The following is a 26,511-nucleotide window of genomic DNA, read 5'->3' on the forward strand; positions in this document are numbered from 1 at the left end:
CCGTAGCGCTGACCCAAGAGCTGGCGGAGGCCAGCCTGATTGCTGCCGGGTCATAGTGCGCAACGGTGTGAAGGTCAGCTTCCCGGTGGGGGGGCCGGGGGGAGGGCTTCGCGCCGGTGTCGATCATTACTGTTTGCGAGCGCCGCGAGGCCAGGGGCCTCGATGCGCATGTGCCGCTGATCCTGCGCGGCGACGCGCTCTATGATCCCGATCTGGATCGCTTCTTTCTCGACCTGCCGTTGTCGGGCGTCCGCTCGCGGCACTCGCTTCGCGCCTATGCCTATGATGTCGTTGTCTGGCTTCGCTTTCTCGATGCCTGCGGCAAGACCGTGTGGGCTGCGACCCGCGACGATGTCGACGCCTATCATCGTGAGCGACGCCGCGACGAGGCCGATCACCGGATAACGGCCGCAAGCTGGAACCGCGCCGTCGCCAGTCTCGATCGCCTTTACCGATGGGGTGAGCAGCACGGGCTGATCACCGACGCGCCGTTCAGCCGCCGCGCCGTGTGGCGACCGGCGCATGGTGGCCGTCGCGGCATGATCGCGGCGCGCAATGACGCCTATGAACGTGTTGCCAGGCGATCAGATGTGCGGTTCGTCACGATGGACGACTACCGTATTTTCCGCGAGGTCGGCCTGCGCGGCCTTACCCCTGACGGCACCGAGCGCCCCGGCGCGCGCGACCGGAACGGGCTGCGCAACGCGCTGTTTGCCGATCTTCTCGTCACCACCGGCCTGCGCCTCGAAGAGGCGTCGGGCCTGCTCGCCGCCGAGCTCGCGGCGATCGACCGCGAGGACGGCGATGCCCAACAACTTTGGCTGCCTCTCCCGCCACCGCTGACCAAGGGCGACCGGGGACGCAGCGTCCTGCTCCCGCGTCGGCTGCTTCGTCAGATTGCCGCTTACGTCGCCGTCGAGCGCGCAGCGGGCGTGGCCAAGTTCGCCGCGCGAGACGGCGCGACCAAGCTCGAACGATCGATCCCTGTCACCCGCGCCGGTCTCGACCGCATGCGCGATATCTGCACCCCGGAGGAACGATGCCGCCTGATCCTGTACGACGAGGATGGATCGCCCCGCGAGCCGGCGGCGCTGTGGCTGACCGAGGTAGGGCAGCCTGTTCGGCCCAACTCGTGGGAGGTGATCTTCACCCGCGCCTGCAACCGGTGCGCGGAGAACGGCTTCCCGCTGTCGATCAACCCGCACCAGCTTCGCCACACATTCGCAGTCCATATGCTCGCCTTGCTGATCCAGCAGCGGTTGCGCGAAGCGGCATTGCCGGTCGGACCGCTGGAGAGCTATCGGCTGATCCTCGGCGACCCGCTGCAGCAGGTGCAACGCCTGCTTGGCCACGCCAGCCTCACCACCACCTATATCTACCTCGACCATATCGCGACGCGCGCCGATACGGTGGACGCGGCCGTCGAGGAGCTGCTTGCGCTGCTGCCGGGACCGCAGGGCGCATGAGCGGCCATCCCCGCAAGGGCCGGCCTGTCGCCTTCGCGCCGATCACGCCGGAGCCACAGAAGCCCGATCCGGTGCTCGGCCTCAAGTTCACCATCGAGGCGCGGCATGGCGGAACGGTCCTGGTCGATATGGCCGCACTCGATCCCCGTCCGCTCGCTATCGCCTTCGCCGGCGCGCTGCGTCGATCGGCTGCGCTCGGGGGACCGATTGGTGCGGCCAGCGTCATCAAGCAGTATGTGCAGGTCTATCGTCACTTCTTCGCCTGGCTTGGTGATGGTGCGCCGGGGGTGACCGGCGTCAACGACCTGCGTGCAGTCCATATCGATGGGTTCGCCTCCGCGCTCGAACAGCGCGGGATGGGCGCGATCCACCGGCACATATCGGTCGGCAAGATCGTCAACACATTGCGCGCGATCGAGGCAGACCGGCCCGATCGGATCGCGCCCGACCTGCATGAGCGGCTGCGCTACACGCTGGCCACATCGGCGGGCCGCTCGACCCCACGCGATGCTTATAGCCCCTTCGTCGCCCGCGCGTTGCGCGACGCCGCGAGGACCGACGTCGAAGCGATGTTCCGCCGTCTCGGTGCCGACGACCGCACCGATGAGGGCGACCCGGTCATCGCCAGAGCGCGGGCCGACGTCGAAGCGATCATCGCGCGGCAGGGCTTTATCGTTGCAGACCACCCGGCGCTGAAGAGCCTCTATTTCATGCGCATGCGGCGCGGATTGCCGATCAGCACGCTCATCGATGATCTGCATGGCCGCCATCACCCGCTTGCGCGCGATCTGCCGGCGCTGCTCGTGCTGCTCACGCTCGATACCGGCCTCGAGCCCGAGTGCCTGAAGACGCTGACCACAGATTGTCTCACCAACCCCCATGCCGGCACGGTGGAGCTGCGCTATCTCAAGCGCCGCGCCTGCGGCGCCGAGCACAAGAGCATGCGCGTGCGAGATGGCGGTGGGGGCACGCCTGGTGGTCTGATTCGTCGCCTGATTGAGGTCACGGCGATTGCCCGCAAGCATCTGAACGACGATCGTCTTTGGGTTTATCACAACGCTGGCGGCCTGCGGGTAGGCATCCGCCACCCGACGGAACGGATCGATGCCTGGGTAGCTCAGCACGCTATTGTCGATGACGACGGCGAGCCGCTCCACTTGCTGCTCTCGCGGCTCCGCAAGACCCACAAGGCGCTGTGGTACACCAAGACCGAGGGGCACATGACCCGCTTCGCGGTCGGCCACTCGCGCGAGGTGGCGGCGCGCCACTATGCCGATCTGCCGTCGCTCCGGCCCGTGCACGAGACGGCCGTCGCCGACGCCTTCCGCGCGGCGGTCGCCGCCGCGATGCCGACCGTGCTTCCGCCCACCGCCGAGCAGACGTTGCGCGAAGCACCCGAACAGGCCGCGCCGCTGATGCCGCCCGATACCGTGGGTCCGTTGCTCGACGGCGAACAGGATGTCTGGCTCGCAGCCTGCGCGGGCTTCCACAACAGTCCCTTCGCCGAGGCCGGATCACCCTGCGCGCAGCCCTTCTGGGGCTGCCTTGATTGCCCCAACGCCGTCATCACCGTGCGCAAGCTCCCCGCGATCCTCGCCTTCCTCGCCTTCGTCGAAGAGCAGCGGCTGAGCCTGCCCGCGACCGACTGGGCGGCCAAGTTCGGCCGCGTCCATGCCCGCATCACCGCCCAGGTCCTGCCGGCCTTCTCCGATGCCGTCATCACCGATGCGCGCCGGCAGATGGAGGGCGAACGGCTTTATCTGCCGCCGGAGGTCCGCGCATGACCATGCCCGTTCATGCCCAGGCGCCCGCTTTCGACGATCGCCCCGTGCTGGCGAGCGCGCCACTCAAGGAAGGCCATACCCGCGAGGCGCTATCGCGCGTCGGCGACCCGAGCTGGGATCTCGGTCCCGCCGTCTTCCGCGAGAACGCCCGGCGCTGCCACGTCACCGTGCATTTCCACGTGCTCGAACATGCCGATGTGCAGGCGGCGATGCGCGCCTATCTCTACGCCCGCCTCAACGCCGATCTCCCCGGCTATCGGACGAAGTTACCACCCGCCTGTATCCGCCAGGCATTCAACCGTGCCCGCCGGTTCTTCGCCTTCGCCCGCGAGCGGCTCGGACGGCTCGACGTTTCCCGTATCGATCAGCCATTGCTCGATGCCTATGCCCGTCATCTCCGTGACGATCCTGCCCGACGACCCGTCATCGTCGGCCACCTCCTCGAAGTGGTCTCAGATCTCTATTACTATCGCGACCACCTCGATAGCGGAGGCCTTGCATTCGAGCCTTGGGCCGGACAGGCGCCCGCCCGCGTTGCGGGCTACCGCCATGTCCGGGAGAACCGCACGCCGCGCTTCCCGGAAGAGGTCATCGCCGCGCTACTCGCCTGGTCGTTGCGCTACGTCACCATATTCGCGGACGATATCCTCGCCGCCCGCCGCGAGCTTGCGCGGCTCGAAGTGCGCCGGGATCGCCTTGCCGCCGCCGATGCCGGCCTTCCAGACCCTGATCGCCGGCAACGTCGCCGCACCCGCCTGAAGGCCTATTTCGGCCGCCGACGCCGCGAGGGGCGCGGCGCGCCGATCTGGGGCACCGCTCATAACGGCAAGCTGCGCGTCGACCCCAACACCGGCGCAGTGACCCCACCGATCAACGCACATCTCCTGCATCTCCATGTCGGGATCGACGTGCAGGCCGAGCCTGGCGCGCATCTTCTGCTGACAGGCGGTGAAGCGAGGTTGATCGACGCAGTGGCGGCCGAGCTGGGGGTAGAGGTCGGCGGCATGGACACGCCGATCACGATCGATCCTGACAGCGGTCGGCCGTGGCGCGAGCGCTTCGATGCGAAGACTCTCGCACACGAGGAACGGATGCTTCAAGCCGCTGCCTATATCGTGTGCGCCTACCTGACCGGCATGCGCGACTGCGAGGTGCAGGCGATGCGGCGCGGGTGTCTCTCTATCGCGCGCAGCGAGGACGGCCTGATCGAGCGCCATCGCATCCGGTCGACCATCTACAAGCGCCGGGCGGCGGTGGGCGAGGCGGCGAGCTGGGTGACGATCGAGCCGGTCGCCGCCGCGATCATGGTGCTCGAACGCCTGTCGGCAGGGCCGGCGCGCGCCAGCGGCAGCGATACGCTCTGGCCGGTGCTGCGCGCGAGCGCCGTCTCCAAGACGCATCTGTCGAGCGAGGTGGTCCGCCAGCTCAACACCTTCCGCGACCACCTCAACAGCGCCTTCGGCACCCCCGATGAGCCGGTCATCCCGCCCGGACCCGATGGCAAGCCGTGGCGCATCACGACGCGGCAGTTCCGGCGCACGATCGCGTGGCACATCGCCAACCGTCCGTTCGGCACCATCGCCGGCATGATCCAGTACAAGCACGCCTCGGTCGCCGCGTTCGAAGGCTATGCCGGGACCAGCGCATCAGGGTTTCGCGCCGAGGTCGAGGCGCAGCGTCGGCTCGGTCAGATTGACGATCTGCTGGACTATTTCGACCGGCGTCAGGGCGGCGCATCGCTCGGTGGACCGGCGGGACCGCGCATCGCGCGGACGCTCGACGATGCCGCCGTCAGACAAGGGCCTTTGCCCGCCATGATCGCCGATCGCGCCCGCCTGCGCGTCATGCTCGCCAGCGTCGCGCGCACCTTCCATGTCGGCCCGCTCGCGGATTGCTTCTTCGATCCCGCGACCGCGCTCTGCCTCAAGCGCGTGACGACCCCCGATCCGGCAGGGCCGCTCACTGCCCTGTGCGAGCCGACCCGCTGTCCCAACGCCTGCATCACCGCCCGCCACAGGCCGGCCTGGGAACGCGCGGCGGCCGATGCCAGGGCGCACTTACGCGAACGGCGCATCTCCGATCTCCAGCGTCAGGCTCTCCAGCGCGAGCTGGATCGCCTGAGCGTGGTGATTGCCGGGATCGACCCTCCCGCGCCGTAGACCACCCCGGTTGTTGGCGGAGTCCTGCGCCGGTCGGCGCGCCCGCGCAACGGCTTCGCCGTCCTTCGCTTCGCTGCGGCCCTGACGGGTGCGCGAGCCCCCCTGTGCCCGGCGCGAACGGGCCTCCGCCGCCGGGGATGGTCCCCGGCGCGAGAACGGAGAACAGATCATGTCAGCCTCACAACGCTCAGACGTCTATGCTCGCGTCACGCAAGCGATCGTCGACGCCATCGAAGCCGGCACCGGCACCTGGCGCATGCCATGGCATCATTCCGGCGCCGACGTCACCCGCCCGACCAACGTCGCCAGCGGCAAGCCCTATCGCGGCATAAATACGGTCTCGCTCTGGGCGGCCGCCTATGGCAGCGGCTATGCGAGCGGGGTCTGGGGCACCTATCGCCAGTGGCAGGCGCTCGGCGCGCAGGTCCGCAAGGGTGAGCACGCCAGCCTCGGTGTCCTCTGGAAGGAGTTTCACGCGAAGGGCGACGACGCCAGCGACGATGACGACCATCGACGGCTTTTCGCCAAGGCGTTCGGCCTGTTCAACGCCGATCAGGTCGATGGCTATGCGCCCAAACCGGGGCCGGACCTGCCCGAGAGCGAACGCCTCGCCGCCGCCGAAGCCTTCATCGCCGCCCTCGGCATCGATACTGTCTACGGCTCGGCCAGCGCCTATTATCACATCGCCGAAGACCGCATCCACATGCCGGATTTCAGCGCCTTCCACGACGCTCACGGCTTCTATGCCACCCGTATTCACGAGGCCGCTCATGCCAGTGGCGCAGCCCATCGGCTCGACCGGGATTTCAGCGCCAAGTGGACCAGGCACGCGCTCGCGATGGAGGAAGCGACCGCCGAGCTGACCGCCTCGTTCCTGCTCGCCGATCTCGGGATCGCCCACGAGCCGCGGCCCGACCACGCCGCCTATATCGCTTCCTGGCTCCAACTCCTGAAGGATGAGCCGCGGGCGATCTTCACCGCAGCCAGCAAGGCGCAGGCCGCCGCTGACTGGATGCACGCCCAGCAGCCATGAGCGTCGTGCTCATTGACTCGATGATATTACGGATATACTCGTAGTGTCATCGAGTCGTTATCAGGAGCCATTCCATGAAGCGCATCCATCTGCACGTCAGCGTGCCCGATCTCGGCGCGTCGATCCAGTTCTACGAGACGCTGTTCGGCGCCGCGCCCGTCGTCGTGAAGGACGACTACGCCAAGTGGATGCTCGACGATCCCAAGGTCAACTTCGCGATCTCCGAGCGCGCGCGCGCGGCCGGCATCGACCATATCGGCATCCAGGTCGACAGCGCCGATGAGCTCGGCGCGCTCGCCGGTCGCCTCAAGGCCGCCGGGGCGGAGACGTTCGATCAGGAAGCGACCACCTGCTGCTACGCGCAGTCGGACAAGAGCTGGGTCCGCGATCCCGCCGGCGTGCGCTGGGAGACCTTCTTCACCTTCGGTGAGGCGACCAGCTACGGCGAGGACGAGGTGCTGCCCGAGCCCGCCGCGGCCTGCTGCGGCCCCGCCGATGCGCCCGCGCCAAAGCAGGCGTGCTGCTGATGGACGCGAACGCTGCCGTCGCCTCGCTCTCGGCGCTCGCGCATCCGGGCCGCCTCGAGGTCTTTCGCCTGCTGGTCCGCGCCGGCGCCGAGGGCATGGCCTCGGGCGATATCGCGCGCGCGACGGGCCATGTCCCGCAGACGCTCTCGGGCAACCTCAACATCCTCGGCCACGCCGGGCTCGTGTCGTCGCGGCGCGAGGGCCGGTCGATCATCTACACCGCTGATTATGCCCGCATGACCGACCTGCTCGGCTTCCTGATGGAGGATTGCTGCGGCGGCGCCCCGGAGATCTGTGCTCCGCTCGCCGACGTGGTCACCAGGGCCGCCTGCTGCCAACCCGGAGCCGTTCAATGACCGACCGTGTTTTCAATGTCCTGTTCCTCTGCACGGGTAACTCGGCCCGCTCGATCCTCGCCGAGAGCGCACTGAACAAGCTCGGCGAAGGCCGGTTCCGCGGCTATTCCGCAGGCAGCTTCCCCAAGGGCGCGGTCAACCCCGACGCGCTGAGGCTGCTGGAGCGCATCGGTTACCCGACCGAAGGCCTTCACTCGAAGAGCTGGGAAGAGTTCTCCGTGCCGGACGCGCCGGTGATGGATTTCGTGTTCACCGTTTGCGACGATGCGGCGGGCGAGACGTGTCCGGTCTGGCCCGGCCATCCGATGACCGCCCATTGGGGCATCGAAGATCCGAGCCATGTCGAGGGCAACGACATCGAGCGCGAGCGCGCCTTCGTGACAGCGCTGCGCTATCTCGAGAACCGCATCAAGCTGTTCATGGCGCTGCCGTTCGACCAGCTCGACGTGATGGCATTGAGGGCACATGTCCGCGAGATCGGTCAGGGCGAAGGCGCGAGCAACCGGCGCGGGGACGCCGCGTGAGCGATGCCGCCGCGGCGGCGAAGCCCGCGATCGGCACCTTCGAACGCTATCTCAGCCTCTGGGTCGCGGCCTGCATCGTCGTCGGCATCGCGCTCGGCTATGCGCTGCCCGGCTTGTTCGCGCGCGTCGCCGCGGCCGAGATCGCGAACGTCAACATCGTCGTCGCGGTGCTGATATGGCTGATGATCGTGCCGATGCTGCTCAAGATCGACCTGGGCGCGCTGGGATCAGTCAGGCGGCACTGGAAGGGCGTCGGTGTCACGCTTTTCATCAACTGGGCGGTGAAGCCCTTCTCGATGGCGCTGCTCGGCACCTTCTTCCTCGGCTATCTGTTCCGCCCCTGGCTGCCCGAGGCCGAGATCGGCTCCTATATTGCCGGCCTCATCCTGCTCGCCGCCGCGCCTTGCACGGCGATGGTGTTCGTCTGGTCCAACCTGTGCGAGGGCGAGCCTAATTACACGCTGAGCCAGGTCGCCTTGAACGACGTCATCATGGTGTTCGCCTTCGCGCCGATCGTCGCGCTGCTGCTCGGGGTCGCGTCGATCACGGTGCCGTGGGACACTTTGCTCATCTCGGTGCTGCTCTACATCGTCGTGCCGGTAATCGCCGCGCAGCTTGTCCGTCGCGCGCTGCTGGCCTCTGGCGGACAGCCGGCGCTCGATCGCCTGCTGGCAGCGCTCGGCCCCGTATCGCTGATCGCGCTGCTCACCACGCTGGTGCTGTTGTTCGGTTTCCAGGGCGAGGCGATCATCGCGCATCCGCTGGTCATCGCGCTCATCGCCGTGCCGATCCTCATCCAGGTCTATTTCAATGCCGGGCTCGCTTATTGGCTGAGCCGCCGCTTCGGCGTCGCCTGGTGCGTCGCCGCGCCCGCCGCGCTGATCGGCGCGTCCAACTTCTTCGAACTCGCCGTCGCCGCGGCGATCAGCCTGTTCGGCATCGGATCGGGCGCGGCGCTCGCCACCGTCGTCGGCGTGCTGGTCGAGGTGCCGGTGATGCTCTCGGTCGTCGCGCTCGTGAAGAAGACGCGGCCCTGGTATGAGCGGTCGTTGCCTGCATAATCCTGCGCGGCGCGTTCGCGATCATCAACGATAGAAGACCTGGGCGGCCGCTCTCTCTCGGGATCGGCCGCCCAGTCGCATAGGCGATCGGCACGGGCTTCGCCCGCACCCAGCGGTCGCCGCTGGCGCGGCGGCGCTGTTCGTCGGGCCTCCCTCAAGGCGGGAGTGGTCGGCGCTCCCTTCTAGGCCCGCCACGGCGCGCTGCAAGTCCGGCTGCGCCGGACTGCTCCATTGCATTTCGCCCCTGCGGGTGCAGCCCGCCGCTTCGGCGGGCCTCTCCGGTCGCTCTCGCCGCCCACCCCCGCCTCGGGGGAGGCCATGGGGTTTTGGGCAGTGCTGGAGGCACCGATGGATTTCACCTTCCAACCGCCGTTTTTGGCTGGACTGTCAGGATATGTGGCCGAACTGACAGCAGCGCTGGTTGGCGCCGATGTGGGTCTCCCAACCACCCATCTCGACGACCACGCGGCTTATATCGGATCCTGGCTCGCCATTTTGCGCAAGGATAATCGCGCATTGCTGACGGCGGCTGCGCGAGCCGAGGAAGCCGCCGGGTTTCTGCTGCGGGCAACCGATCTCGCTTGCGAGGATGATCTGGACGAGCAGGCGGCTGCTTGATCTCGCCATGTCGCCGATTGCACTATATCCATATATCCGCTATCGTGGATATATGGATAACGAATCTGTCATCGTCGCGTTGGGCGCGCTTGCCCAAGCCACGCGCCTCGACGCCTTCCGCCTTCTGGTGCGTCACGAACCCGAAGGCCTTCCCGCCGGCGAGGTCGCCAAGGCGCTGGATGTCCCGCAGAACACGATGTCGGTGCATTTGGCGACCCTGGCGCGTGCCGGCCTGGTCACATCCGAGCGGCGCAGCCGGATCATCAACTACCGCGCCGATCTCGATGCGCTACGCTCCGTGATGCTGTTCCTCGTCAAGGACTGCTGTGGTGGCCGGGCCGAGCTCTGCCATCCACTTGCGGATGAACTGCTTGCCTGTCGTGCTGCCTGAAAGGACATCAACATGACGGATCGCCTGTTGAACGTACTGTTTCTTTGCACGGGCAATTCCGCCCGTTCCATCATGGCCGAGGCGATCCTCAGCCGTGAGGGGCTAGGCCGTTTCAAATCGTTCAGCGCCGGCAGCCAGCCCAAGGGCGAGGTCCATCCGTTCACCATTCATCTCTTGGAGAAGCTGAACTACGACGCAAGCCGGTTCCGCTCGAAGAGCTGGGAAGAGTTTTCCGGCCCCGATGCGCCGTCCTTGGATTTCGTGTTCACCGTTTGCGACAATGCCGCCAATGAGCTTTGCCCGGTTTGGCCGGGGCAGCCGCTGACCGCCAATTGGGGGGTGCCCGATCCGGCCGCTATCGAGGACAGCGAAACGGTGCAGCACGCGGCCTTCTTCGATACTTACAGGATGCTGTTCAATCGCATCTCGCTGTTCACCAACCTGCCGTTCGAAGGCCTCGACAAGATGAGTCTACAGAACCGGCTGAACCGGATCGGCAAGGAACAGGGCCGCGCCGACCTCCCAAGCGAAAAGGCACCCAGCGCATGAGCAATGCCGCAATCGATATCGTCATCTATCACAATCCCGAGTGTGGGACGTCGCGCAACACGCTGGCGATGATCCGCAACGCCGGGATCGAGCCGCATGTGATCGAATATCTCAAGACGCCGCCCAACCGCCCGCGCCTGGTTTCGCTCATCGCCCGCATGGGCATCAGCGCACGCCAGTTGCTCCGCGAGAAGGGCACGCCCTTCGCCGAGCTGGGTCTTGCCGATCCGACGCTCAGCGATGACCAGCTCATTGATGCGATGATCGAACATCCGATCCTCATCAACCGGCCAATCGTTGTGTCGCCGCTCGGCGTGAAACTCTGCCGTCCATCGGAAGAGGTGCTCGATCTTCTCCCGTCCGCCCAGCGCGGGGCTTTCACCAAGGAAGATGGCGAGCAGGTCATCGACGCCGCCGGCAAGAGGATCGGGGCGTGAACGCGACCGTTGCGGCACGACCCAAGCCGGCGATCAACAGCTTCGAACGCTATTTGAGCGTCTGGGTGGCGCTCTGCATCGCTGTCGGCATCGCGCTCGGCTATTCGCTGCCGAATCTGTTCGCAGCCATCGCATCGGCTGAGATCGCGCGCGTGAACCTGGTCGTGGCTGTGCTGATCTGGCTGATGATCGTCCCCATGCTGCTCAAGATCGACCTCGGCGCGTTGGGGTCGGTTCGCCAACACTGGAAGGGCGTCGGCGTCACCCTCTTCATCAACTGGGCGGTGAAGCCCTTTTCAATGGCGCTGCTCGGCACGCTGTTCCTGGGATGGCTCTTCCGGCCGCTGCTGCCGCAGGGCGAGATCAACGCCTATATCGCCGGGCTCATCCTGCTCGCCGCCGCCCCCTGCACGGCGATGGTGTTCGTCTGGTCGAACCTGTGCGACGGCGAGCCGACCTATACGCTGAGCCAGGTGGCGCTCAACGACGTGATCATGGTCTTCGCCTTCGCACCGCTGGTCGGACTGCTGCTCGGGGTCGCCTCGATCACAGTGCCCTGGGACACGCTGCTCATCTCGGTCCTGCTCTATATCGTCGTGCCCGTCATCGTCGCGCAGATCATTCGTCGGGCGTTGCTATCGTCAGGCGGGCAGCCGGCGCTCGATCGGCTGCTGGCAACGCTTGGGCCGGTGTCGCTGGTTGCGCTGCTGACGACGCTCGTCCTCCTGTTCGGCTTCCAGGGCCCGGCGATCCTGGCTCATCCGCTGGTCATCGCACTGATTGCCATTCCCATCCTCATCCAGGTCTACTTCAATGCGGGCCTGGCCTATTGGCTCAGCCGGCGCTTCGGCGTGGCCTGGTGCGTCGCCGCTCCGGCCGCGCTGATCGGCGCGTCCAATTTCTTCGAGCTCGCGGTTGCAGCCGCGATCAGCCTGTTCGGCCTCAATTCCGGGGCCGCGCTCGCGACCGTGGTGGGCGTGCTGGTCGAGGTGCCGGTAATGCTGTCTGTCGTCAGCATCGTCAAGAAGACGCGGCCCTGGTACGAGCAACGCGTTCCTGCATGATCGCTACACTGCTGGATTCCAGGTCGCTTTCCGACCTGATGGCGGAGCTGAGCGCGGCGGGTCTGCCTGCCAGTGATCTCGCCGAGGCGGGACGCCGCTTCTTTCGGTTCGAGGATGATGTTGGCCTTGTCGGCTATGGCGGGATCGAAGGCGACGGCTCCGACCGCCTGCTGCGCTCGCTGGTCGTGAAGGCCGATCGGCGCGGATGCGGATTGGGCGGTGCCATTCTCACGGCAGTCGAACGCGCTGCAGCTGATGAGGGCGCGACTAGCCTGTACCTGCTCACCACGACCGCCGAGCCTTTCTTTCGCCGTCACGGCTATGAAACAGCCGAACGGACCGACGTTCCTGCCGTCATCGCGCAATCGGCCGAGTTCCGATCGCTATGCCCGGCGAGCGCCGCCCTTTTGTACAAATGGATTGCCTGATGTCGCGTCTTCGTATCCTTCCCGAACCCGATCACATGCCCGCGCTGGACCGCGCAATGATCCGGCCCGATCTCGCCGCCGGGCTCGGCGCGCTTGAGCCGAAACCTCGCATCCTCCTCCTCTACGGCTCGCTGCGCGAGCGGTCGTTCAGTCGTTTCGCGGTCGAGGAAGCGGCCCGGCTTCTCATCCTCTTCGGCGCCGAAGTGCGGATCTTCGATCCGTCCGATCTCCCGCTCCCCGACCAGATCAAGGACGATGACCACCCGGCAGTGCATGAGCTTCGCGAGCATGCGCTCTGGTCCGAAGGCATGGTCTGGTGCAGCCCCGAGCGGCACGGCCAGATCACCGGCATCATGAAAGCCCAGATCGACCATTTGCCGCTCGAATTCGGCGGCATGCGTCCGACCCAGGGCCGGACCCTGGCAGTCATGCAGGTTTCGGGCGGATCACAGTCGTTCAACGCGGTCAACACGTTGCGGCTGCTCGGGCGGTGGATGCGCATGTTCACCATCCCCAACCAGTCAAGCATCGCGATGGCGTTCAAGGAGTTCGACGAGGACGGCCGTCTCAGAGCCTCAAGCTATTATGACCGGATCGTCGACGTCATGGAGGAGCTGGTGCGCTTCACGGTGCTGACACGTAGCCATGCCGATCAGCTCGTGGACCGCTATTCGGAACGCAAGGCGGCAGCCGCCAAGCGCGACGCGGCACAATATCTGGCCTCACGGTCGACGGCCTGACGGCCGGGCTCTTCCGACGCGGCGAGCGTGGATGCCGCTTTGTCCCTGTCGGGAGCCCGGTTCGCGGGAGCCCTTTCTTTAGGCTTCTCCGCGCCATGAATGCCTGACGCGACAGGGCCTTCGCGCCTTTCGCCAGAGGATGCGGCACATGGGCCATCGCGCTGGCGGCGGCAACCCGAACGGCCCGGCCGTGTTGGCGCGCCGAGGCGCGCCTGCCCGCACCACCCGGACCTTATCGGGTTCCCCTTGGGCGTTGCCCGGCGGTGCCGCCGCCGCTTTTTCGATGGCCCGGAGGGTGCGCATCCGGCGGGAAGGCCGCCGGCCCTGCGACACGGAAAGGCAATCCCTCATGACCAGCTCCCTTTCAGCAGTGCTCCAAGCACTCGAACTCGGCCATCTCGACCTAACGGGCGACCAACGCTCGATCGAAGCGCCGCCACCGGCCGAGGCGCTCGAACAGACCGTCAGCGCCATCTGGAGCGATCTCTTCGCGCTCTTCCCCTTCACCGCGCTCGAACGCGACATCGAGGATCTGGGCTGGGGCTTCGTCAATCTCTTTCACCGCGCGGCCGCCAAGAAGCATCAGCTGATCGACCGCCTGACCGACGAGATCCGGCTCCTGCTCGCCGAGCAGGACGGGTCGGAGATCGCGACCGCCGATCTCGAGGACAAGATCGATCTCGCCCGCAAGGTCGAGCAGTCCGCCCAGGCCTATGAGGGGATGCGCGACACCGCGGCGCGCCACTATCTGCACGAGACCGGTCGCTCTTGGGTGCCCGCGACCGGCAACCGCATCTCGCTCGGCACGACCGCTGCGATCGTCGATGGCCGGGCCTATTTGCAGGCGCGGCGCGAGCGGGTGCGCGATGCCAATATGGTCCATGGCACGCCCGTGGTCTTCGCCGGCGGGCGCCTTCGCTTCGCCAGCGATGACGAGGCTAAGCAGTTTGCCGACAATCTGCTGCGGACCCTCAAGGCCGTGCGCGAGCGTGTGGGCGACATGTATCTCGTCCATGGCGGCGACATGAAGGGCATCGAGCGTCTTGCAGCATCCTGGGCCGAGCAGAACGGCATCCAGCAGCTGCGGTTCGGCCTTGATCGCAAGCTCGGCGATCGTGCCGGCTTCCGGCGCAACGAGCAGATGCTCTCGGTCAAGCCGCGCTACATCATCGCCTTCCAGGGCAACGGCGTCACCGAAAGGCTGGTAATTGAGGCCAAGGCGCGCGGCATCCATGTCGTCGATCGCCGCGGACCGCTCGGAACGCCGCCGGCGGCTTTATCCCGCGGCTGACCGCCGTGCCGGCCGCTTCGGCGGCCGGCTTTTCTCAATCTCACGAATGCCGGTGCCGGAGGGGAGGGGGCGGGGTGGATGCGTCCCTTGTTCCCTTTCGGAGGTTCCGCATCATGTTCATGCCCGATCGCGCCAGTGTGTGCGTGCTCCTTGCCTTCCGCGCCGCGCATGGCCGCCACTGGAATGCGAAGCTGCTGTCGTTATGGTCGACAGGCCGCGATGTGGACGAAGCTGATGGCGCCTGCCTGCGGCATCTGCGCAACCGGGCGGGTCCCTCCTGGCTCCGCCAACTGACGCCGCGCCGCTGGCGCGCGATCGAAAGATTGGCGGCGCCCGGCGATCCGGTGCTTGCAGCCGTGTTTCTCGATCGTGCGCGCGCGTTTCATCGCGGCGCGCAGATTGGCGCATCTATTGCGCTTGCGCCGACACTGCACTCGCTCGCGATCTCCTGCGAACTGGGTTTGAAGGCGCATCTTTTGGGTCATGGCTGGACGGACGATGCGCTGGTCCGCGATATCCGTCATGACCTTGTCCGCGCCCTCGACGAGGCGCGGCAGCTAGGCCTGCCGGCGCCCGGTCGTCCGCTGACCGATTTCATCAAGAGCCTCGGCCCGGCCTATGCTGTGCATCGGATCGACGCGCTGGTGGCAGGTGGCTATGCCTGCGACATCGGCGCCGTGCTTTGCGAGACCACGCAGCTCCTCGATGCTGTGGCGGCCTGCCTGAGCCCAGCCATGCCAGGCGCCGCCACCTTGCCCACCTCCTCCTCATCCCCCTCCGCGTGATTGTGCAACGGACATCATGTCGAGCCCGCGAGAGGCCATGCGAAGGATCTACAATCCCGTCCTGCGGCTCAAGGGACGGGCAGATAAGGCACGGGCGTAAGGTCCGCGAGATGCCGGATCGGCGAGCCCAGCAAAGCCGGCAATATCGGCGGTTTCGATGGGTGGGCTCCGGTCATGGTCCAAGCGACGCACCGTCCTTCTCCTCATCTGACCCCTAAGCCGGCCGTCCGCCCCATCCAACCCGCGAGCCATCGGGCCGAGTTGCCGTGTGCCACGGCTGCCCGCACCACCCCTTGTCTCGGGGTTCCCCGGCGCTGCGCTGCCGGTGGATGGGCCGTCCTGTCCGCCTTGGCCGGGGATCAGTCGAAGGGACGGTCCCTTGGACCCATATCGAAGGAACCCAGGCCATGCAGAACCTCGTCATCCTCGCCGGCAATGTCGGTGGCACGCCGGAAACCCGCACCACCCAGGGCGGCACCCGCATCACCCATTTCAGCCTCGCCACTTCGCGCCCGAAGCGCGACAGCAACGGCAAGATCCTGCGCGACGACAACAATCGCCGCCTCGAGGACACCGAATGGCACCGGATCACCTGCTTCAACGGCGTTGGCAAAACGGTCGAGCAATATGTCGACAAGGGCATGAAGGTCATGGTCCGGGGCCGTATCCACTACACCCGCTGGACCGACAGCGAGAATATCGAACGCTACGGCGTCGAGATCATCGCCGACGAGGTTACCTTCCTCACTCGCGCCAAGTCGAACGAGAATAGCGGCGGCGGCAACGAGCCCGAGGACGATGAAATCCCCTTCTGAGGTCGGACAGGGCGGCCCGGCGGCATCGCCGCCGGGCCTCTTATCCTGTTCAGGCGCGGCATGGTCCCAAACGGATCAGCGGGATCGGCATCGCCCCTTGGCATAGCGCTCCCAGCGCAGCACGGTGCCGGTCGCAATCATCGCGCAGCTGAGATCGCCGATGCCTGGCGCGTTGCACCAGGCGCCGGTCCGGTTGCCCTTGGCCTCGCCGGTCGAGACGCAGCGCATGGTGGGGCCAACCACGCGAATATGCCCCGTGGATGTCTGGCCGCGCGGTCCGCCAAGCAAGCGCACCAACGCGTCGCGAGCGGCCGGGCCACTTGCTCCCGGACAGGGCTGGCCGGGGCGGCAGCTGTTGTCGATCTCGCGCGCGGCAATGCCGGCGAGCCGCACATGGGCGCCCTCGCGGCACCAGATGGGGCCATCGCCATCCCAGACGCGCGTCGGCGTACAGGCGAAGGTCTGACCATTAGGAACGACGGCGGCGGCAAGCAGGAGCGGGAACAGCATCCGGCGGGGCTAACCGACAAGCGGCGGCCTGTCATCCGGACCCCGTTGAAGGGAGCGGCAGGCAGGGCAAGGGGTGGGGCGGGACATCGGCGGGGACCTGGCCTCCTGGCCGGCGGGTTCGCCCGCTCTCAATCGGCGCGATCCTTGGTCCACCCGGTGACCTTTTGCGATCAACCCGCAAGGGGTCCGGTCGCTTCGCTACGGCTTTTTGGGCCTCCAGCCAAAAAAGTGATCGCGGCCACCGGCCGGACACATCGGGCGCCTGTCGAGCGGGACGAACCCGCCGGCGCGCAAAGGAGCCTCGACATGTTCACCGACATCGCAATCGCTCGCCGCCACGCCTTCAGCCTCTCGCGCAGCCTCATGATGGTCACCTTCGTCATCGCGATCGGTCAGCATTACGGGGTCATCACCGCCGAAGACGCCGACGGCAGCGTCGCCATCGTCACCGAATTCGATCCCTTTGCCTGACGGCTCGTCCGGGAGCCGCTCGGCTCCCGGTTATTCCCCTCGCTTCGATCGCGGCTTGCGCCGAAGACGAGAACCGATTGTTCAGATGCCGCGCCTATGCTGCGATAATGACGATTGAGGCTGAGATAGCGAATGCCGGCGATGATGCCCTGTGGGCGCGCGTCATCCAGCAGGTGAACGCCTGGCGCGGCGCCTGTCTGCAATGCTTCGCCTCGGTGGAGGTGGCCGTTACCGAGACTTTGCTGCATCTGAGCGCTCACCCGGGACGAGGACAGTCGGTGAAGCTACGGCATTTGGTCGGGCAACGGCTCGATGACCTGGCTGCACTCGTCAATGAGGGCGGCCCCTTTTCCGTGGAGGGAAATGGTGTCGCGAGCCTGCTGGCGGAATTTCGGCCCCAGGAGGGGCTGCGCACGATGCTCGCCCATGGCCAGGCGAAGCTGACAGTCGAACGGACCAGTCGATGGGCCGCCATCTTTCGTGTGATCGCGATCCGGGCACGGCAGGCTGATCGTTCGACGCTCGTGATCGAAGAGAGCGAGGCGGTGGAGAGGCTTCAGCAGCTCCGTAAGGTATCGCAGAAATTGTGCTCTGCTCTTGGCAATTTGCGCCGGGCGGTTGCCGTCTGAAAGTCGGGATTTCTTTGCATCTATGCGCTGAGAATGGCGGCTCCGGCGCGGCCCGACCGGGCTCTAGGTGTGGAGCCTCAACAGGTTATTCATTGGCTGACGTAGTCGGCTGATGGGCGGTTGTGATTGTAAGCTGCCGTGGGGGCGGTGCCAGTTATAATTATGGAGCCATGGACTGAGGGCGCGTTTGCGGTGCTCGGAGGTTGGATAGGCGCGAGCATATGCCCATTCGCGTAAGCTGGTCTGGATGAAGCGTTCGGCCTTGCCGTTAGTCTTGGGCGTGTAGGGTTTGGTGCGGATGTGCTTGAGGCCGAGTGCTTTGCAGGCGTCGCGGAAGGCGAAGCTTTTGTAGCAGGCGCCGTTGTCGGTCATGACGCGCGAGACAGTGATGCCGAGGCTTTGATAATAGGCGATGGCGGCGAAGAGGAAGGCGGTTGCGCTTTCCTTCTTTTCGTCGGGGAGGATCTGGCTGAAGGCGATGCGCGAGGCATCGTCGATGCAGACGTGGACGAACTCCCAGCCCGCGCCGTAGCGCTCGCCAGCACGGCTGCCGCGAGTGCTGCTCTGCTTTGTCCGATTGCCGGTGATGCGATGGCCGACGCGTTCGAAGCGGCCGAGCTTCTTGATGTCGATGTGGATCAGCTCGCCGGGGTGCGCGCGCTCATAGCGACGGATGGGCTCGGGAGGATCGAGATCGCGCATTCGGCTCAAGCGTGCGTTGCGCAGTATCCGGCTGACAGTGGCTGGCGAGAGCTTCAGCGTGGCGGCGATCTGCTTGCCGCAGAGGCGCTGACGGCGCAGGGCGATGACCTGCTCGATGCGGTCGGCGGGCGTGGCGCGGGGCATGGCGTGTGGGCGCGAGCTGCGGTCGACGAGACCGGCTTCGCCTTCGATCCGATAACGTGCCAGCCACTTGGCTACGGTTCGCTCCGAGACGCCCAGGGCGGTCGCGACCGCCCTGGGCGTCTCGCGCAGAACCATCACGCGCCGGACGATCTCGGCTCGACTGAAGGGCGTGGTTCGGGCATTCTTGTGGATGTTCATCCGGTCGTTCCTCCAGACCTGACGTGTCGCAACATCAGTCTGATCCGGTCACGCCGGATGAACAACCTCCTGAAAGCTCACATCTAGGCTTCGCCCTGAGCCTTGTGCCAAGTCTCAGTAGGGTCGACGCGGAACGCCTCTTTCGAGGACGTTCCAGCGCCTCCCCCCGAACCGTGCTTGCACCTTTCAATGCACACGGCTCTCCATTCCGCTGGTCAACCGGCCGCCGTGGAGGTGGACGTGGCATGAGCGACACAGAACGACAGTTACGCGCCGCCGAGCCGATTGTTTCCACGCCGTCATCGGGCCGCGCCGCTTGTCCTTCAGTCTGTTGGGATGATGCGCTTCGAACGGGCCATCAACATCGCCGCAGCTCTCGCATTCGCGGGCGCTGAGGCGTGTGATGATGTCGTTCGTGCTCAACGCAAGGCGTGAGCCGACAGTGGTGTTATCCACGACCGACTGTTGCCAAGGCCGAGCGTTCAAGTGCTTCAACCGCCAGAGCATCTGGACCCGCAGTTCACCCCGTACCATGGTTTTCACGCCATAGTCCGTCCCCAGTTTCAGATTTGCCATGGCTCGCGCCCGCGTTATGCGCTGCCGCGACGCGATGGTCGCCAGTAGGCTCCTGAACATGACGAGTTCAAGGCCGTTGAGCGAGCTTTTCACGCCGTCGGCGATCGCATAATAATTGGCGAGGCCACGTAGCTCTGAGTTGTAGGCAATGACCATTTCCGCGACACTGGAGTCGAGGAACTGCGGACGTACCCGGCCATTCCTCAAGTCGAGGTTGCCGAGTTTCTTACGCCTGCAGAACCCATAGACCCGCGACCTCGGCACCCACAGCTTGATATTGCCCCGCGTTGGTCGGCGACGGACACGACGTGATCCGCCACCGACCTTCGGACGCCCTGCCATTGATCCGGCAGACCGCAACGTGAAGGCGCAAACGTGGAAGCCAAGGAACGGCGATCCCTTCGATGCATCACTGACCCGTGTTTTTTCCGGTGACACCTCAAGGTTGAGCCGATCACGAAGGAACGCTTCGATTTCAGCCCTGATCCTTTTTGCATCAGCCTTGCTGCCGATTACACCGACGAGGAAGTCGTCGGCGTAGCGACAATAGCGCAGGCGCCGGAAGTTGGGGTCCATTGGATCGACAGACGAACATGCCTGCCTTTCCTTCGTGACTGCCTTGATCCGCTTCAACAGATTGCGGACCTCGGCATCGTCCGCGCCACCGGCGCGGAGGGCATCGATCTCGGCACGATAATCGGCGATCTGGCGAGATAGACGCGTATAGGCAGGATTTGCCCTACGCGTTTTTCCCTGATCGAAGCCGACCCGCATTTCCTCCATGAACTCATCAAGCTCATGGAGATATATGTTGGCCAGCAAGGGCGAGATTACGCCGCCCTGAGGGGTGCCGCTATAGGTCCGCTCGAACATCCAGTCGTCCATGACGCCCGCCTTCAACATCCGTTCTATCAGACCGATGAACCGAGGATCATCGATGCGTTTCGAGAGAAGCCTGAGCAGGATGTCATGATCGATGTTGTCGAAGAACCCGCGAACATCCACCTCGATCAGCCATTTCATGCCTGTCCAGGTATTACGGATCTCTTCGAGCGCCGTGTGACACGAGCGTCCCGTGCGGAACCCATGGCTATGTTTTGAGAACACAGGATCATAGATTTGCGCGAGGACGATTCGAGCCGCTTCCTGAACAATGCGATCATCGACCGTAGGGATGCCCAATGGGCGCATTTTGCCATTGCCCTTGGGGATATAGACCCGTCTGACCGGTCGGGGGCGGTATGTGCCATCGGCCACCTGCCGGGCGAGATTGGCTAACCTCTCAAGCGTCATGCCGTCGAAGCTTTGCCCGTCAACGCCCGGTGTCGCGGCACCCCGGTTCCGGGATACTTTGACATAGGCCCGTTCATAGAGATGCGACGATCTCAACAGACGGTGAAGACCATTGACCCGCTTTCCCGCCCGCGACAGGGCCGGAAGAGTTTCGAGCCTTCTCAGGATAATAGCGGTCTGCATCAGCAGTTCCTTTCCATCGATTGGTCGAGTTACGCAGAACTGCCGTCCTTCCCCCGTACCGGGCGAATTTTACGGGCGATCACTCGCCGCTTGTACCGCTGGTCCGTCCACCTCGCGGTGGCTGTCCCGGCCATTACACCGGGCATTTGAGTACTATGACGGCTCCGTCGCCATGCAGGTCCGATACGCTGGCCTGTTTAGGCGATCCCGTAGTTGCACGAGGAGGAGTCGCGATGCGTTTAGGTGCCCCGTTCGTTTCCTTGATCCCCTGACCGGGGCCGCGCCGTGCAGACTGGCGGCGATTCGCTAGGCCGCGCTCCTCGCCCTGCACGAAATGGCGTGTCATCCGCGTTCGCCATCGCTCACCTATTAACCGCTGGAAACTGGGATTCAGACAATCCAGTCTTCACCATGCGCACCTTGCCCGGAGGTCAACCGCCCGACTGCGGAGTCAGGCTTCGATCCCTTCACCGACATGCTATGGTCCCGTTTCCCTTTCGGAATCTCAGCCGGCTCATCACCGGCACCGGTAAGTCGGTCAGGCAGAAACTGTGCCAGTAAGTTTCGTTCGGTAGAACACTCCTTTCTTCTCGCGCCACAACGGCGCACGCCCATTCGGGTGACGATCCCTGCCGTGGCTGCTCGCACTTCTCAACCCTGCGCGCAAACTATGGCCCGGCCGGACGCGCCGCGCGCTGGAGGGCAGTTGGCCAGGCCCGCACGCAAGTGCTCATCGTGCAGCATTATGTGCCAGGGACGGTCATGGCCGCGCGCCGCGAGATAATAAGCCGCGCCGTCGCAGCCGACCATGCGGCATCGGGCCTGCCGGTCGATGAGGCTGGCGCCTGCTCCATGGAGCCCGATCAGGGCATCGACATCCTCGCGCATCAAGGCACCGCAGCGGCGGCATTGCGATCGGACGAGGATCTGGCGCAGCCGCATCGCCTGGAGTGACGCGGTCCAGGCCGGGGCAAGGCGGAAGAGAGTGGCGCTGCTCGTCATGACTGGCAGAGGATAGCGCCGGGCTCTCCGCGGAGCCAGAGGATCAGGTTACCGCAATCACCTCTTTGCGATTCCGCCCGCCAAGACCTTCCTCCTGTCGGCTTGCCTGGCCGGCGCGCGCGCCCGCGCAAGCCCGCTTTGCGGGCTTCTCCACTGCCGTTGCGACCCTGCGGGTGCGCGGCCGCGCTCTGCCGCCGGCCCTTGGCACGCCTGTCGGAAGGCCCCGGCGGGCGGGGCCGGACAGATCAGGAGCGTTCTCATGTCCCAATCCTCCCCGAATGCGATGAGCCAGGCCGAGCGGATCGCCCGCGTCGCCGCACTCAATGACGCGCTTCGCCGGTCCATCCATAGCCCGGGCCGCAACCAGGTCGTGATGACCGGCGGCGTTGCGGCGCTGATCGGCGACATCGCCCTGTTCCGCGGCTTTCGCCGCCGCGCGGAGATCATCCGGATCGTGCGCGACTATGACAGCTTCACGCCCGACAACGATCCGATCGGCGAGCATGATTTCGGCCGCTTCGAGTTCGAGGATGCGATCCTCTACTGGAAGATCGACTATTACGATCTCGAGCTCGCCTATGGCTCGGCGGATGCCGCCAACCCCGAGGTCACGACGCGCGTGCTCACCATTCTGCTGGCCGACGAATATTGATCCGGCGCAGCCATCCCCCCGACCGGGGGGATGGCCCGCATAGTCTGCTTGAGCAGACTATGCGGGCAACGGACGCCGCATCCGCAAATGTGGGAGGGGAGGGCGCGGGTCTGAGATGCCGCGCGATTGCGCGTGGCCGGCGCCAGTGGCGCCGTTCGCTTGCCCGTTCACTGGCTCCAAGGAGACTTATCATGGCCGCATATTTCGCCGCGCATCCCGATCACGCGTTTCTCTTCGCGTTCGGCTGCTTCGCCCTCACCGTCTATCTGTTCCGCTATGTCGGTCCCGGCATTGGCGGTGGCGGCGACTGGTCCTCGCGCGATCATTATGAGCGCAACCTGCGCGATGGTCCGGACGACTATTGCTGAGGTGCCGCGGTCATGAAGACGATCGTCGTCAGCCTGCTCAAGGGCGGGGTCGGCAAGACCTTCCTCGCCAGTCATCTCGCCTGGTATCTTGCTGAACCGCCTGAGCGCCGCGTCGCCTTCGTCGATCTCGACCCGCAGGGCAGCTCGACGCGGCGCCTGGGCGCCGAGCGGCAAGGCGGATTTTCCGCCGACCTGTTCGATCCTGCCGCTGCCCTGTGCGCCGACGGGCAGGCCGGGCTAACCGTGCTCGGTGCCGATCCCCGCCTCCAGATGGTCAAGGCGGCGCAGGATGTGCGCGACTTCATCGGGCGCTTCCCGGCGCTCCGCCCGCATTTCGACTATTGCGTCATCGACACGGGGCCGAAGTGGGACGAGCTCACCTTGAGCGCGATGGCGGTCGCCGATGCCGTGATCGCGCCGGTGCAGGTGGCTGAGGATTCGGTCGAATGCGCCAAGATGCTGCTGACCGCGCTGCGCAAAGCCGAGGCCGCGCGCGCCGGCCGCAAGATCGCTTTCCTCGGGCTCCTCCCCTCGATGGTCAATCCGTTCGACCGGCGCGAGATGGAGAATGCGGTGAAGCTCGCGCATGCGGTCGGCGAGAAGCTCATGTTCCCGGCCTTCATCAAGGCACGGCCGACCTACAAGCATGCCGCGGAAAATCATCGTCCGGTATGGCAGGAGACTGGCAGCGGCGCCAAGGCTGCGGCCGAGGAGATCCGCGCGGTTCTCGCTGAGATCGAGCGGCGCATGACAAGCCAGGAGGTCGCGGCCGCCTGATGGGCAAGTTCGACGAACGCATCGAGGAGTTCGGACTTCTTGTCGGCGGCCATGAACGGGCGCGCCGGGTCGAGGATATCGAGCTTGCGCGCATCCTGCCCGACCCCGGCAATCCCCGGCGCAGCTTCGACGATGACGCGCTCGCTGAGCTGGCCTCCTCGATCGCGTCGCGCGGCGTGCTGCAGCCGATCACGGTCACGCCGCCTGACGCGAACGGCATGCACCGGATACGTCTGGGCGAGCGCCGCTTCCGCGCATCGCAGCTGGCGGGCCTTGCCACGATCCCCGCGATCGTCGTGCCGTTCGGCGAGGGGGTGCAACTGCTGGCCGACCAGATCGTCGAGAATGACCAGCGCGCCAATCTGTCGTCGGTCGAGCTCGCCCATGCGATCGCCCGGATGCTCAAGGGCGGGATGAACCAGGTCGAGATCGCGGCGGCACTCGGCCGATCCAAGCAGTTCGTCTCGCTCTATGCCGCCTATGGCGACATGCCGGCCTATCTCAAAGAGGCCCTGCCGTTTGCGCCCATTCGCCTTCTCTATGATCTGCACCGGACGGCGAGGGACTACCCTGCCGAGGTCGAGGCCTATGTCGCCAGCTGGGGCGACGCCGGGGCAACGCTCGCCGCAGGATCGCGCTTCATCGCCGAACTCAAGCAGACGCACCCGGCGCCGGTCCCTCCGCGGGCGCCTGTGGCAAAGCCATTGGGGCCCACCGACCGCGATCCGGTTCGATCGGGCCTCACGGACAAACCCTCCGCGCCGATCCGATCTCCGAGACTACCGGTTCTGGTCGACGGATTCCCTGCGTGGCTCCCGCTGGCGCCTTTGGTCACGGTGATTTTCGAGGATGGCCGCGAGCGGGAGGTCGCTGCCTCGTCAATCGGTCCGACCGGCGAGAGAAGCGAGGCCTTGCCAACAACTGACCCGCCTCCTCCGCGTTCGTAGTTTATCTTGTACGATGGTTTGGGCCGTACCCTTCGGGGTGCGGCCCTTTTCGTGTCGACGGGCGGGGGCGGCGCCGAAGGTGCCGCCCCTTGCTGCGGACGATCGATATTCGAGAGGGGTTCACTGACCGAAGAGTGATAGTCTGCCCAAGCAGACTATAAGATGAGTTGAGTAAAGGTGAGGGCCGGATAGGCTTGGCGCCGGGGATGTATGACAATAGCGTTGGCCACATGCCCGTCTTCACCTTTCGGCTCGACGATGATGTCGCCCAGCGCTTCGCCGCGCTCGCGGCGGTATCGGGCGGCCGCTCGGCGCTGCTGCGCCGCTTGATCGGTGACGCCTTGGCCATGGAGGCGGGGGAGGAGCATCAGGCGCCGCGCGCCCGCCAGCGCGCAACCTGCCGGGTCGAGGTTCGGCTGATCCCGGAAGAAATCGCCGCGCTCGATCGCGCGGCGGATGCGCTGGGGATGAAGCGTACCGACTGGATCACCACGTTGCTGGCGCGGCACTTGCGCGCAAACGCACCCTTGCCCCGCGAAGAGCGAGCGGCGGTCGCGCAAGCGTGGCGCGAGCTTAATCGGATCGGGATCAACCTCAACCAGGCGACCCGCGCGCTCAACGCCTCGGTGATGGTCGAATCCGGCCTCGACGTCGCGCGGGAAGCGGCCAGGGTCGCAAGCTTTAGGTCCGAGATCGTCGATGCGCTCGCCGGTCTCGGGGCCGCGCTCAAGGGCGATCTTCGCTACTGGGACACGGCCGATGCGTGAGGAGGAGGGGGTTCTCCCGCTTCCCAGCCTGATGGAAGCCTGGCGGCCGCCGGTCGGCGGCAAGCGGACCCTGCGCGGCGCGTATGTTCGGATCAAACCGGGCGGAAGCGGGAGCGGGGCCGCCCGGCCGATGTCGATGGGCCAGGCCGAGGCGCGCGCCAAGCTCGAGCGGATCGTGCGCAAGGCGCCCGAGGTGATGGTGAAGGTCTCCGGCAAGCAATATGGCGCTCAACATGTCGCCGAGCATTTCGGCTATGTGGCGCGCCACGGGAAGCTCGCCGTCCGATCGAGCGAGGGCGAGATTATCACCGAGCCGGATCGGCTCAAGGCGATCGCTCAGGACTGGGCGATGCTCGACGAGGCCATGAACGAACATGGCCGGGAGCGGCCGACGTCCATGTCGCTGGTGCTCTCGATGCCCGGGGGATCGACCGACGCCGAGACGCTCCATGATGCGGCGCAGGCGTTCGCGCGGATCCTGTTCGAGGGGAACCATGCCTATATGCTGGCGCTCCATACCGACACCGATCATCCCCACGTCCATCTGACGGTGGCGACGGAAGGGGCGGACGGAACACGCTTCAATCCGCGCAAGGCAGACCTCCATCATATGCGTGAGACCTTTGCGCACGAACTGCGCGCGCGCGGTGTCGCGGCGGAAGCGACGCCCCGGCGCGCACGTGGTCATGTCCAGAAGCGGGTCCGCTCGCCCGCGCTCCATCTCGATGCCCGGCTCGGAACCGAGCGGCGCAGGCTCAATCTCGAGCAGCTGAACGAGCTGCGGGCGCAAAGCTTCGCGCGCGCGGCCGACCAGGAGCGCCGACCGGAAGATGTGATGGCGCTTTCCCGCCAGAAGCAGATCCGCGGCGCCTATGCCGAGGCCGCCGTCGCGCTCGCTGCTACGGGGAAAGAGGAAGACCGGGCCTTGGCGCAAGAGGTTGCCGGATTCCTGGGGGCCATGCCGCCGGCAGTATCGCGGCGGCTCGCGCGTGCTCGGGAGATCCTGCAATCGGAGCGGCCGCCGCAGGATCGGACACACCCGCCGCAGGATGGTGCTGCGGGGACGGACGAGCGGCCGCCGCAAGGCCGGGACCGCGAGCGATGATGTCGGCCACGCTAGCTTCGCCGACTCGGGCGCGGCTTTCCGGACTTACCTACAAGGGAGCAGTCCTATCAATGAGTGCGAAAGAATCTCCCGGAAAACAGGGATGTTATACGTAAAATCTAGCTCATAGCTTGTTAGAAAAAAGCGTGCTATTATCTA

The 26,511-nt window shown here is 65.8% G+C and carries 30 protein-coding genes; 27 read left to right on the plus strand and 3 right to left on the minus strand.

Annotated features, from left to right (window positions below):
- Window positions 1–116: 116 nt before the first annotated feature.
- The 18 genes from CMV14_RS23965 to CMV14_RS24050 all read left to right on the plus strand — a co-directional run bounded on the left by CMV14_RS23965 (window position 117) and on the right by CMV14_RS24050 (window position 16,028).
- A complete protein-coding gene (locus tag CMV14_RS23965) occupies window positions 117–1,466 on the plus strand; it encodes a tyrosine-type recombinase/integrase (protein WP_096367745.1) in 1,350 nt (449 codons plus the stop codon).
- The gene (locus CMV14_RS23970; RefSeq protein ID WP_066970282.1) at window positions 1,463–3,250 is read left to right on the plus strand and encodes a hypothetical protein; all 1,788 of its coding nucleotides are present in this window, start codon (window positions 1,463–1,465) and stop codon (window positions 3,248–3,250) included. Before CMV14_RS23965 ends, CMV14_RS23970 begins: the two co-directional genes overlap by 4 nt.
- A complete protein-coding gene (locus CMV14_RS23975) occupies window positions 3,247–5,409 on the plus strand; it encodes an integrase (protein WP_066970285.1) in 2,163 nt (720 codons plus the stop codon). The genes CMV14_RS23970 and CMV14_RS23975 overlap by 4 nt, the downstream gene beginning before the upstream one ends.
- 169 nt (window positions 5,410–5,578) lie before the next feature.
- Window positions 5,579–6,442: an ArdC family protein gene (locus tag CMV14_RS23980; protein WP_066970288.1), complete on the plus strand. Its 864-nt coding sequence runs from the start codon at window positions 5,579–5,581 to the stop codon at window positions 6,440–6,442.
- A gap of 74 nt (window positions 6,443–6,516) precedes the next feature.
- Window positions 6,517–6,969, plus strand: coding sequence for an ArsI/CadI family heavy metal resistance metalloenzyme (locus tag CMV14_RS23985; RefSeq protein WP_066970291.1), 453 nt, complete (start codon window positions 6,517–6,519; stop codon window positions 6,967–6,969).
- A complete protein-coding gene (locus CMV14_RS23990) occupies window positions 6,969–7,325 on the plus strand; it encodes an ArsR/SmtB family transcription factor (RefSeq protein WP_066970295.1) in 357 nt (118 codons plus the stop codon). Before CMV14_RS23985 ends, CMV14_RS23990 begins: the two co-directional genes overlap by 1 nt.
- Complete coding sequence (locus CMV14_RS23995) at window positions 7,322–7,849, plus strand: arsenate reductase ArsC (protein WP_096367739.1); 528 nt, start codon at window positions 7,322–7,324, stop codon at window positions 7,847–7,849. Before CMV14_RS23990 ends, CMV14_RS23995 begins: the two co-directional genes overlap by 4 nt.
- Complete coding sequence (arsB, locus tag CMV14_RS24000; RefSeq protein ID WP_066970392.1) at window positions 7,846–8,910, plus strand: ACR3 family arsenite efflux transporter; 1,065 nt, start codon at window positions 7,846–7,848, stop codon at window positions 8,908–8,910. The genes CMV14_RS23995 and arsB (CMV14_RS24000) overlap by 4 nt, the downstream gene beginning before the upstream one ends.
- Window positions 8,911–9,258: 348 nt before the next feature.
- Window positions 9,259–9,528, plus strand: a complete 270-nt coding sequence (locus CMV14_RS24005) for a zincin-like metallopeptidase domain-containing protein (RefSeq protein ID WP_096367884.1) — start codon at window positions 9,259–9,261, stop codon at window positions 9,526–9,528.
- Window positions 9,529–9,580: 52 nt separating this feature from the next.
- A complete protein-coding gene (locus tag CMV14_RS24010; RefSeq protein WP_013849891.1) occupies window positions 9,581–9,919 on the plus strand; it encodes an ArsR/SmtB family transcription factor in 339 nt (112 codons plus the stop codon).
- Between the two features lie 12 nt (window positions 9,920–9,931).
- Complete coding sequence (locus tag CMV14_RS24015; protein ID WP_007688074.1) at window positions 9,932–10,468, plus strand: arsenate reductase ArsC; 537 nt, start codon at window positions 9,932–9,934, stop codon at window positions 10,466–10,468.
- Window positions 10,465–10,905, plus strand: a complete 441-nt coding sequence (gene arsC / locus CMV14_RS24020) for an arsenate reductase (glutaredoxin) (RefSeq protein ID WP_007688073.1) — start codon at window positions 10,465–10,467, stop codon at window positions 10,903–10,905. The genes CMV14_RS24015 and arsC overlap by 4 nt, the downstream gene beginning before the upstream one ends.
- The gene (gene arsB / locus CMV14_RS24025) at window positions 10,902–11,969 is read left to right on the plus strand and encodes an ACR3 family arsenite efflux transporter (RefSeq protein WP_007688072.1); all 1,068 of its coding nucleotides are present in this window, start codon (window positions 10,902–10,904) and stop codon (window positions 11,967–11,969) included. The genes arsC and arsB (CMV14_RS24025) overlap by 4 nt, the downstream gene beginning before the upstream one ends.
- Window positions 11,966–12,397: an arsenic resistance N-acetyltransferase ArsN2 gene (gene arsN2 / locus CMV14_RS24030; protein ID WP_007688071.1), complete on the plus strand. Its 432-nt coding sequence runs from the start codon at window positions 11,966–11,968 to the stop codon at window positions 12,395–12,397. The genes arsB (CMV14_RS24025) and arsN2 overlap by 4 nt, the downstream gene beginning before the upstream one ends.
- A complete protein-coding gene (gene arsH / locus CMV14_RS24035; RefSeq protein ID WP_066970268.1) occupies window positions 12,397–13,137 on the plus strand; it encodes an arsenical resistance protein ArsH in 741 nt (246 codons plus the stop codon). Before arsN2 ends, arsH begins: the two co-directional genes overlap by 1 nt.
- Before the next feature lie 349 nt (window positions 13,138–13,486).
- Window positions 13,487–14,428 (plus strand): DUF2493 domain-containing protein, encoded by a 942-nt coding sequence (locus CMV14_RS24040; protein ID WP_031291054.1) that lies wholly within the window; start codon window positions 13,487–13,489, stop codon window positions 14,426–14,428.
- Between the two features lie 113 nt (window positions 14,429–14,541).
- The gene (locus tag CMV14_RS24045; RefSeq protein ID WP_031291055.1) at window positions 14,542–15,213 is read left to right on the plus strand and encodes a hypothetical protein; all 672 of its coding nucleotides are present in this window, start codon (window positions 14,542–14,544) and stop codon (window positions 15,211–15,213) included.
- A 407-nt stretch (window positions 15,214–15,620) separates the two neighbouring features.
- Window positions 15,621–16,028 carry a single-stranded DNA-binding protein gene (locus tag CMV14_RS24050; protein ID WP_007688067.1) on the plus strand — a complete coding sequence of 136 codons (408 nt, stop codon included), beginning with the start codon at window positions 15,621–15,623 and terminating at the stop codon, window positions 16,026–16,028.
- Between the two features lie 75 nt (window positions 16,029–16,103).
- Here CMV14_RS24050 and CMV14_RS24055 read toward each other — a convergent pair whose 3' ends face one another.
- Window positions 16,104–16,538: a thermonuclease family protein gene (locus tag CMV14_RS24055; RefSeq protein ID WP_021243663.1), complete on the minus strand. Its 435-nt coding sequence runs from the start codon at window positions 16,536–16,538 to the stop codon at window positions 16,104–16,106.
- A 306-nt stretch (window positions 16,539–16,844) separates the two neighbouring features.
- Here CMV14_RS24055 and CMV14_RS24060 point away from each other — a divergent pair, with 306 nt between their 5' ends.
- A complete protein-coding gene (locus CMV14_RS24060; protein WP_007688065.1) occupies window positions 16,845–17,009 on the plus strand; it encodes a hypothetical protein in 165 nt (54 codons plus the stop codon).
- A 107-nt stretch (window positions 17,010–17,116) separates the two neighbouring features.
- Complete coding sequence (locus CMV14_RS24065) at window positions 17,117–17,638, plus strand: hypothetical protein (RefSeq protein WP_021243662.1); 522 nt, start codon at window positions 17,117–17,119, stop codon at window positions 17,636–17,638.
- 63 nt (window positions 17,639–17,701) lie between these two features.
- On the opposite strand, the gene CMV14_RS24070 is transcribed toward CMV14_RS24065, so the two are convergent.
- Window positions 17,702–18,682 (minus strand): IS481 family transposase, encoded by a 981-nt coding sequence (locus CMV14_RS24070; RefSeq protein WP_096367656.1) that lies wholly within the window; start codon window positions 18,680–18,682, stop codon window positions 17,702–17,704.
- Window positions 18,683–18,868: 186 nt separating this feature from the next.
- Window positions 18,869–20,734, minus strand: a complete 1,866-nt coding sequence (ltrA, locus tag CMV14_RS24075; protein ID WP_066970370.1) for a group II intron reverse transcriptase/maturase — start codon at window positions 20,732–20,734, stop codon at window positions 18,869–18,871.
- A 762-nt stretch (window positions 20,735–21,496) separates the two neighbouring features.
- Here ltrA and CMV14_RS24080 point away from each other — a divergent pair.
- The 7 genes from CMV14_RS24080 (at window position 21,497) to CMV14_RS24105 (ending at window position 26,352) form a co-directional block, all read left to right on the plus strand.
- Window positions 21,497–21,688 (plus strand): hypothetical protein, encoded by a 192-nt coding sequence (locus tag CMV14_RS24080; RefSeq protein ID WP_232307277.1) that lies wholly within the window; start codon window positions 21,497–21,499, stop codon window positions 21,686–21,688.
- A gap of 307 nt (window positions 21,689–21,995) precedes the next feature.
- Window positions 21,996–22,388 carry a DUF3768 domain-containing protein gene (locus tag CMV14_RS24085; RefSeq protein ID WP_031291473.1) on the plus strand — a complete coding sequence of 131 codons (393 nt, stop codon included), beginning with the start codon at window positions 21,996–21,998 and terminating at the stop codon, window positions 22,386–22,388.
- 191 nt (window positions 22,389–22,579) lie between these two features.
- A complete protein-coding gene (locus CMV14_RS26920; RefSeq protein ID WP_013039042.1) occupies window positions 22,580–22,756 on the plus strand; it encodes a hypothetical protein in 177 nt (58 codons plus the stop codon).
- Between the two features lie 12 nt (window positions 22,757–22,768).
- Window positions 22,769–23,533 carry a ParA family protein gene (locus tag CMV14_RS24090; protein ID WP_021245563.1) on the plus strand — a complete coding sequence of 255 codons (765 nt, stop codon included), beginning with the start codon at window positions 22,769–22,771 and terminating at the stop codon, window positions 23,531–23,533.
- The gene (locus CMV14_RS24095; protein ID WP_021245564.1) at window positions 23,533–24,480 is read left to right on the plus strand and encodes a ParB/RepB/Spo0J family partition protein; all 948 of its coding nucleotides are present in this window, start codon (window positions 23,533–23,535) and stop codon (window positions 24,478–24,480) included. Before CMV14_RS24090 ends, CMV14_RS24095 begins: the two co-directional genes overlap by 1 nt.
- A gap of 206 nt (window positions 24,481–24,686) precedes the next feature.
- Entirely contained in the window at window positions 24,687–25,247 is a 561-nt protein-coding gene (locus CMV14_RS24100) for a plasmid mobilization protein (protein WP_066969467.1), read from the plus strand.
- The gene (locus CMV14_RS24105) at window positions 25,240–26,352 is read left to right on the plus strand and encodes a relaxase/mobilization nuclease domain-containing protein (protein ID WP_021245566.1); all 1,113 of its coding nucleotides are present in this window, start codon (window positions 25,240–25,242) and stop codon (window positions 26,350–26,352) included. The genes CMV14_RS24100 and CMV14_RS24105 overlap by 8 nt, the downstream gene beginning before the upstream one ends.
- The last annotated feature ends 159 nt before the right edge of the window (window positions 26,353–26,511 follow it).

The organism is Rhizorhabdus dicambivorans, assembly GCF_002355275.1.
In the GTDB taxonomy this organism is placed as follows: domain Bacteria; phylum Pseudomonadota; class Alphaproteobacteria; order Sphingomonadales; family Sphingomonadaceae; genus Rhizorhabdus; species Rhizorhabdus dicambivorans.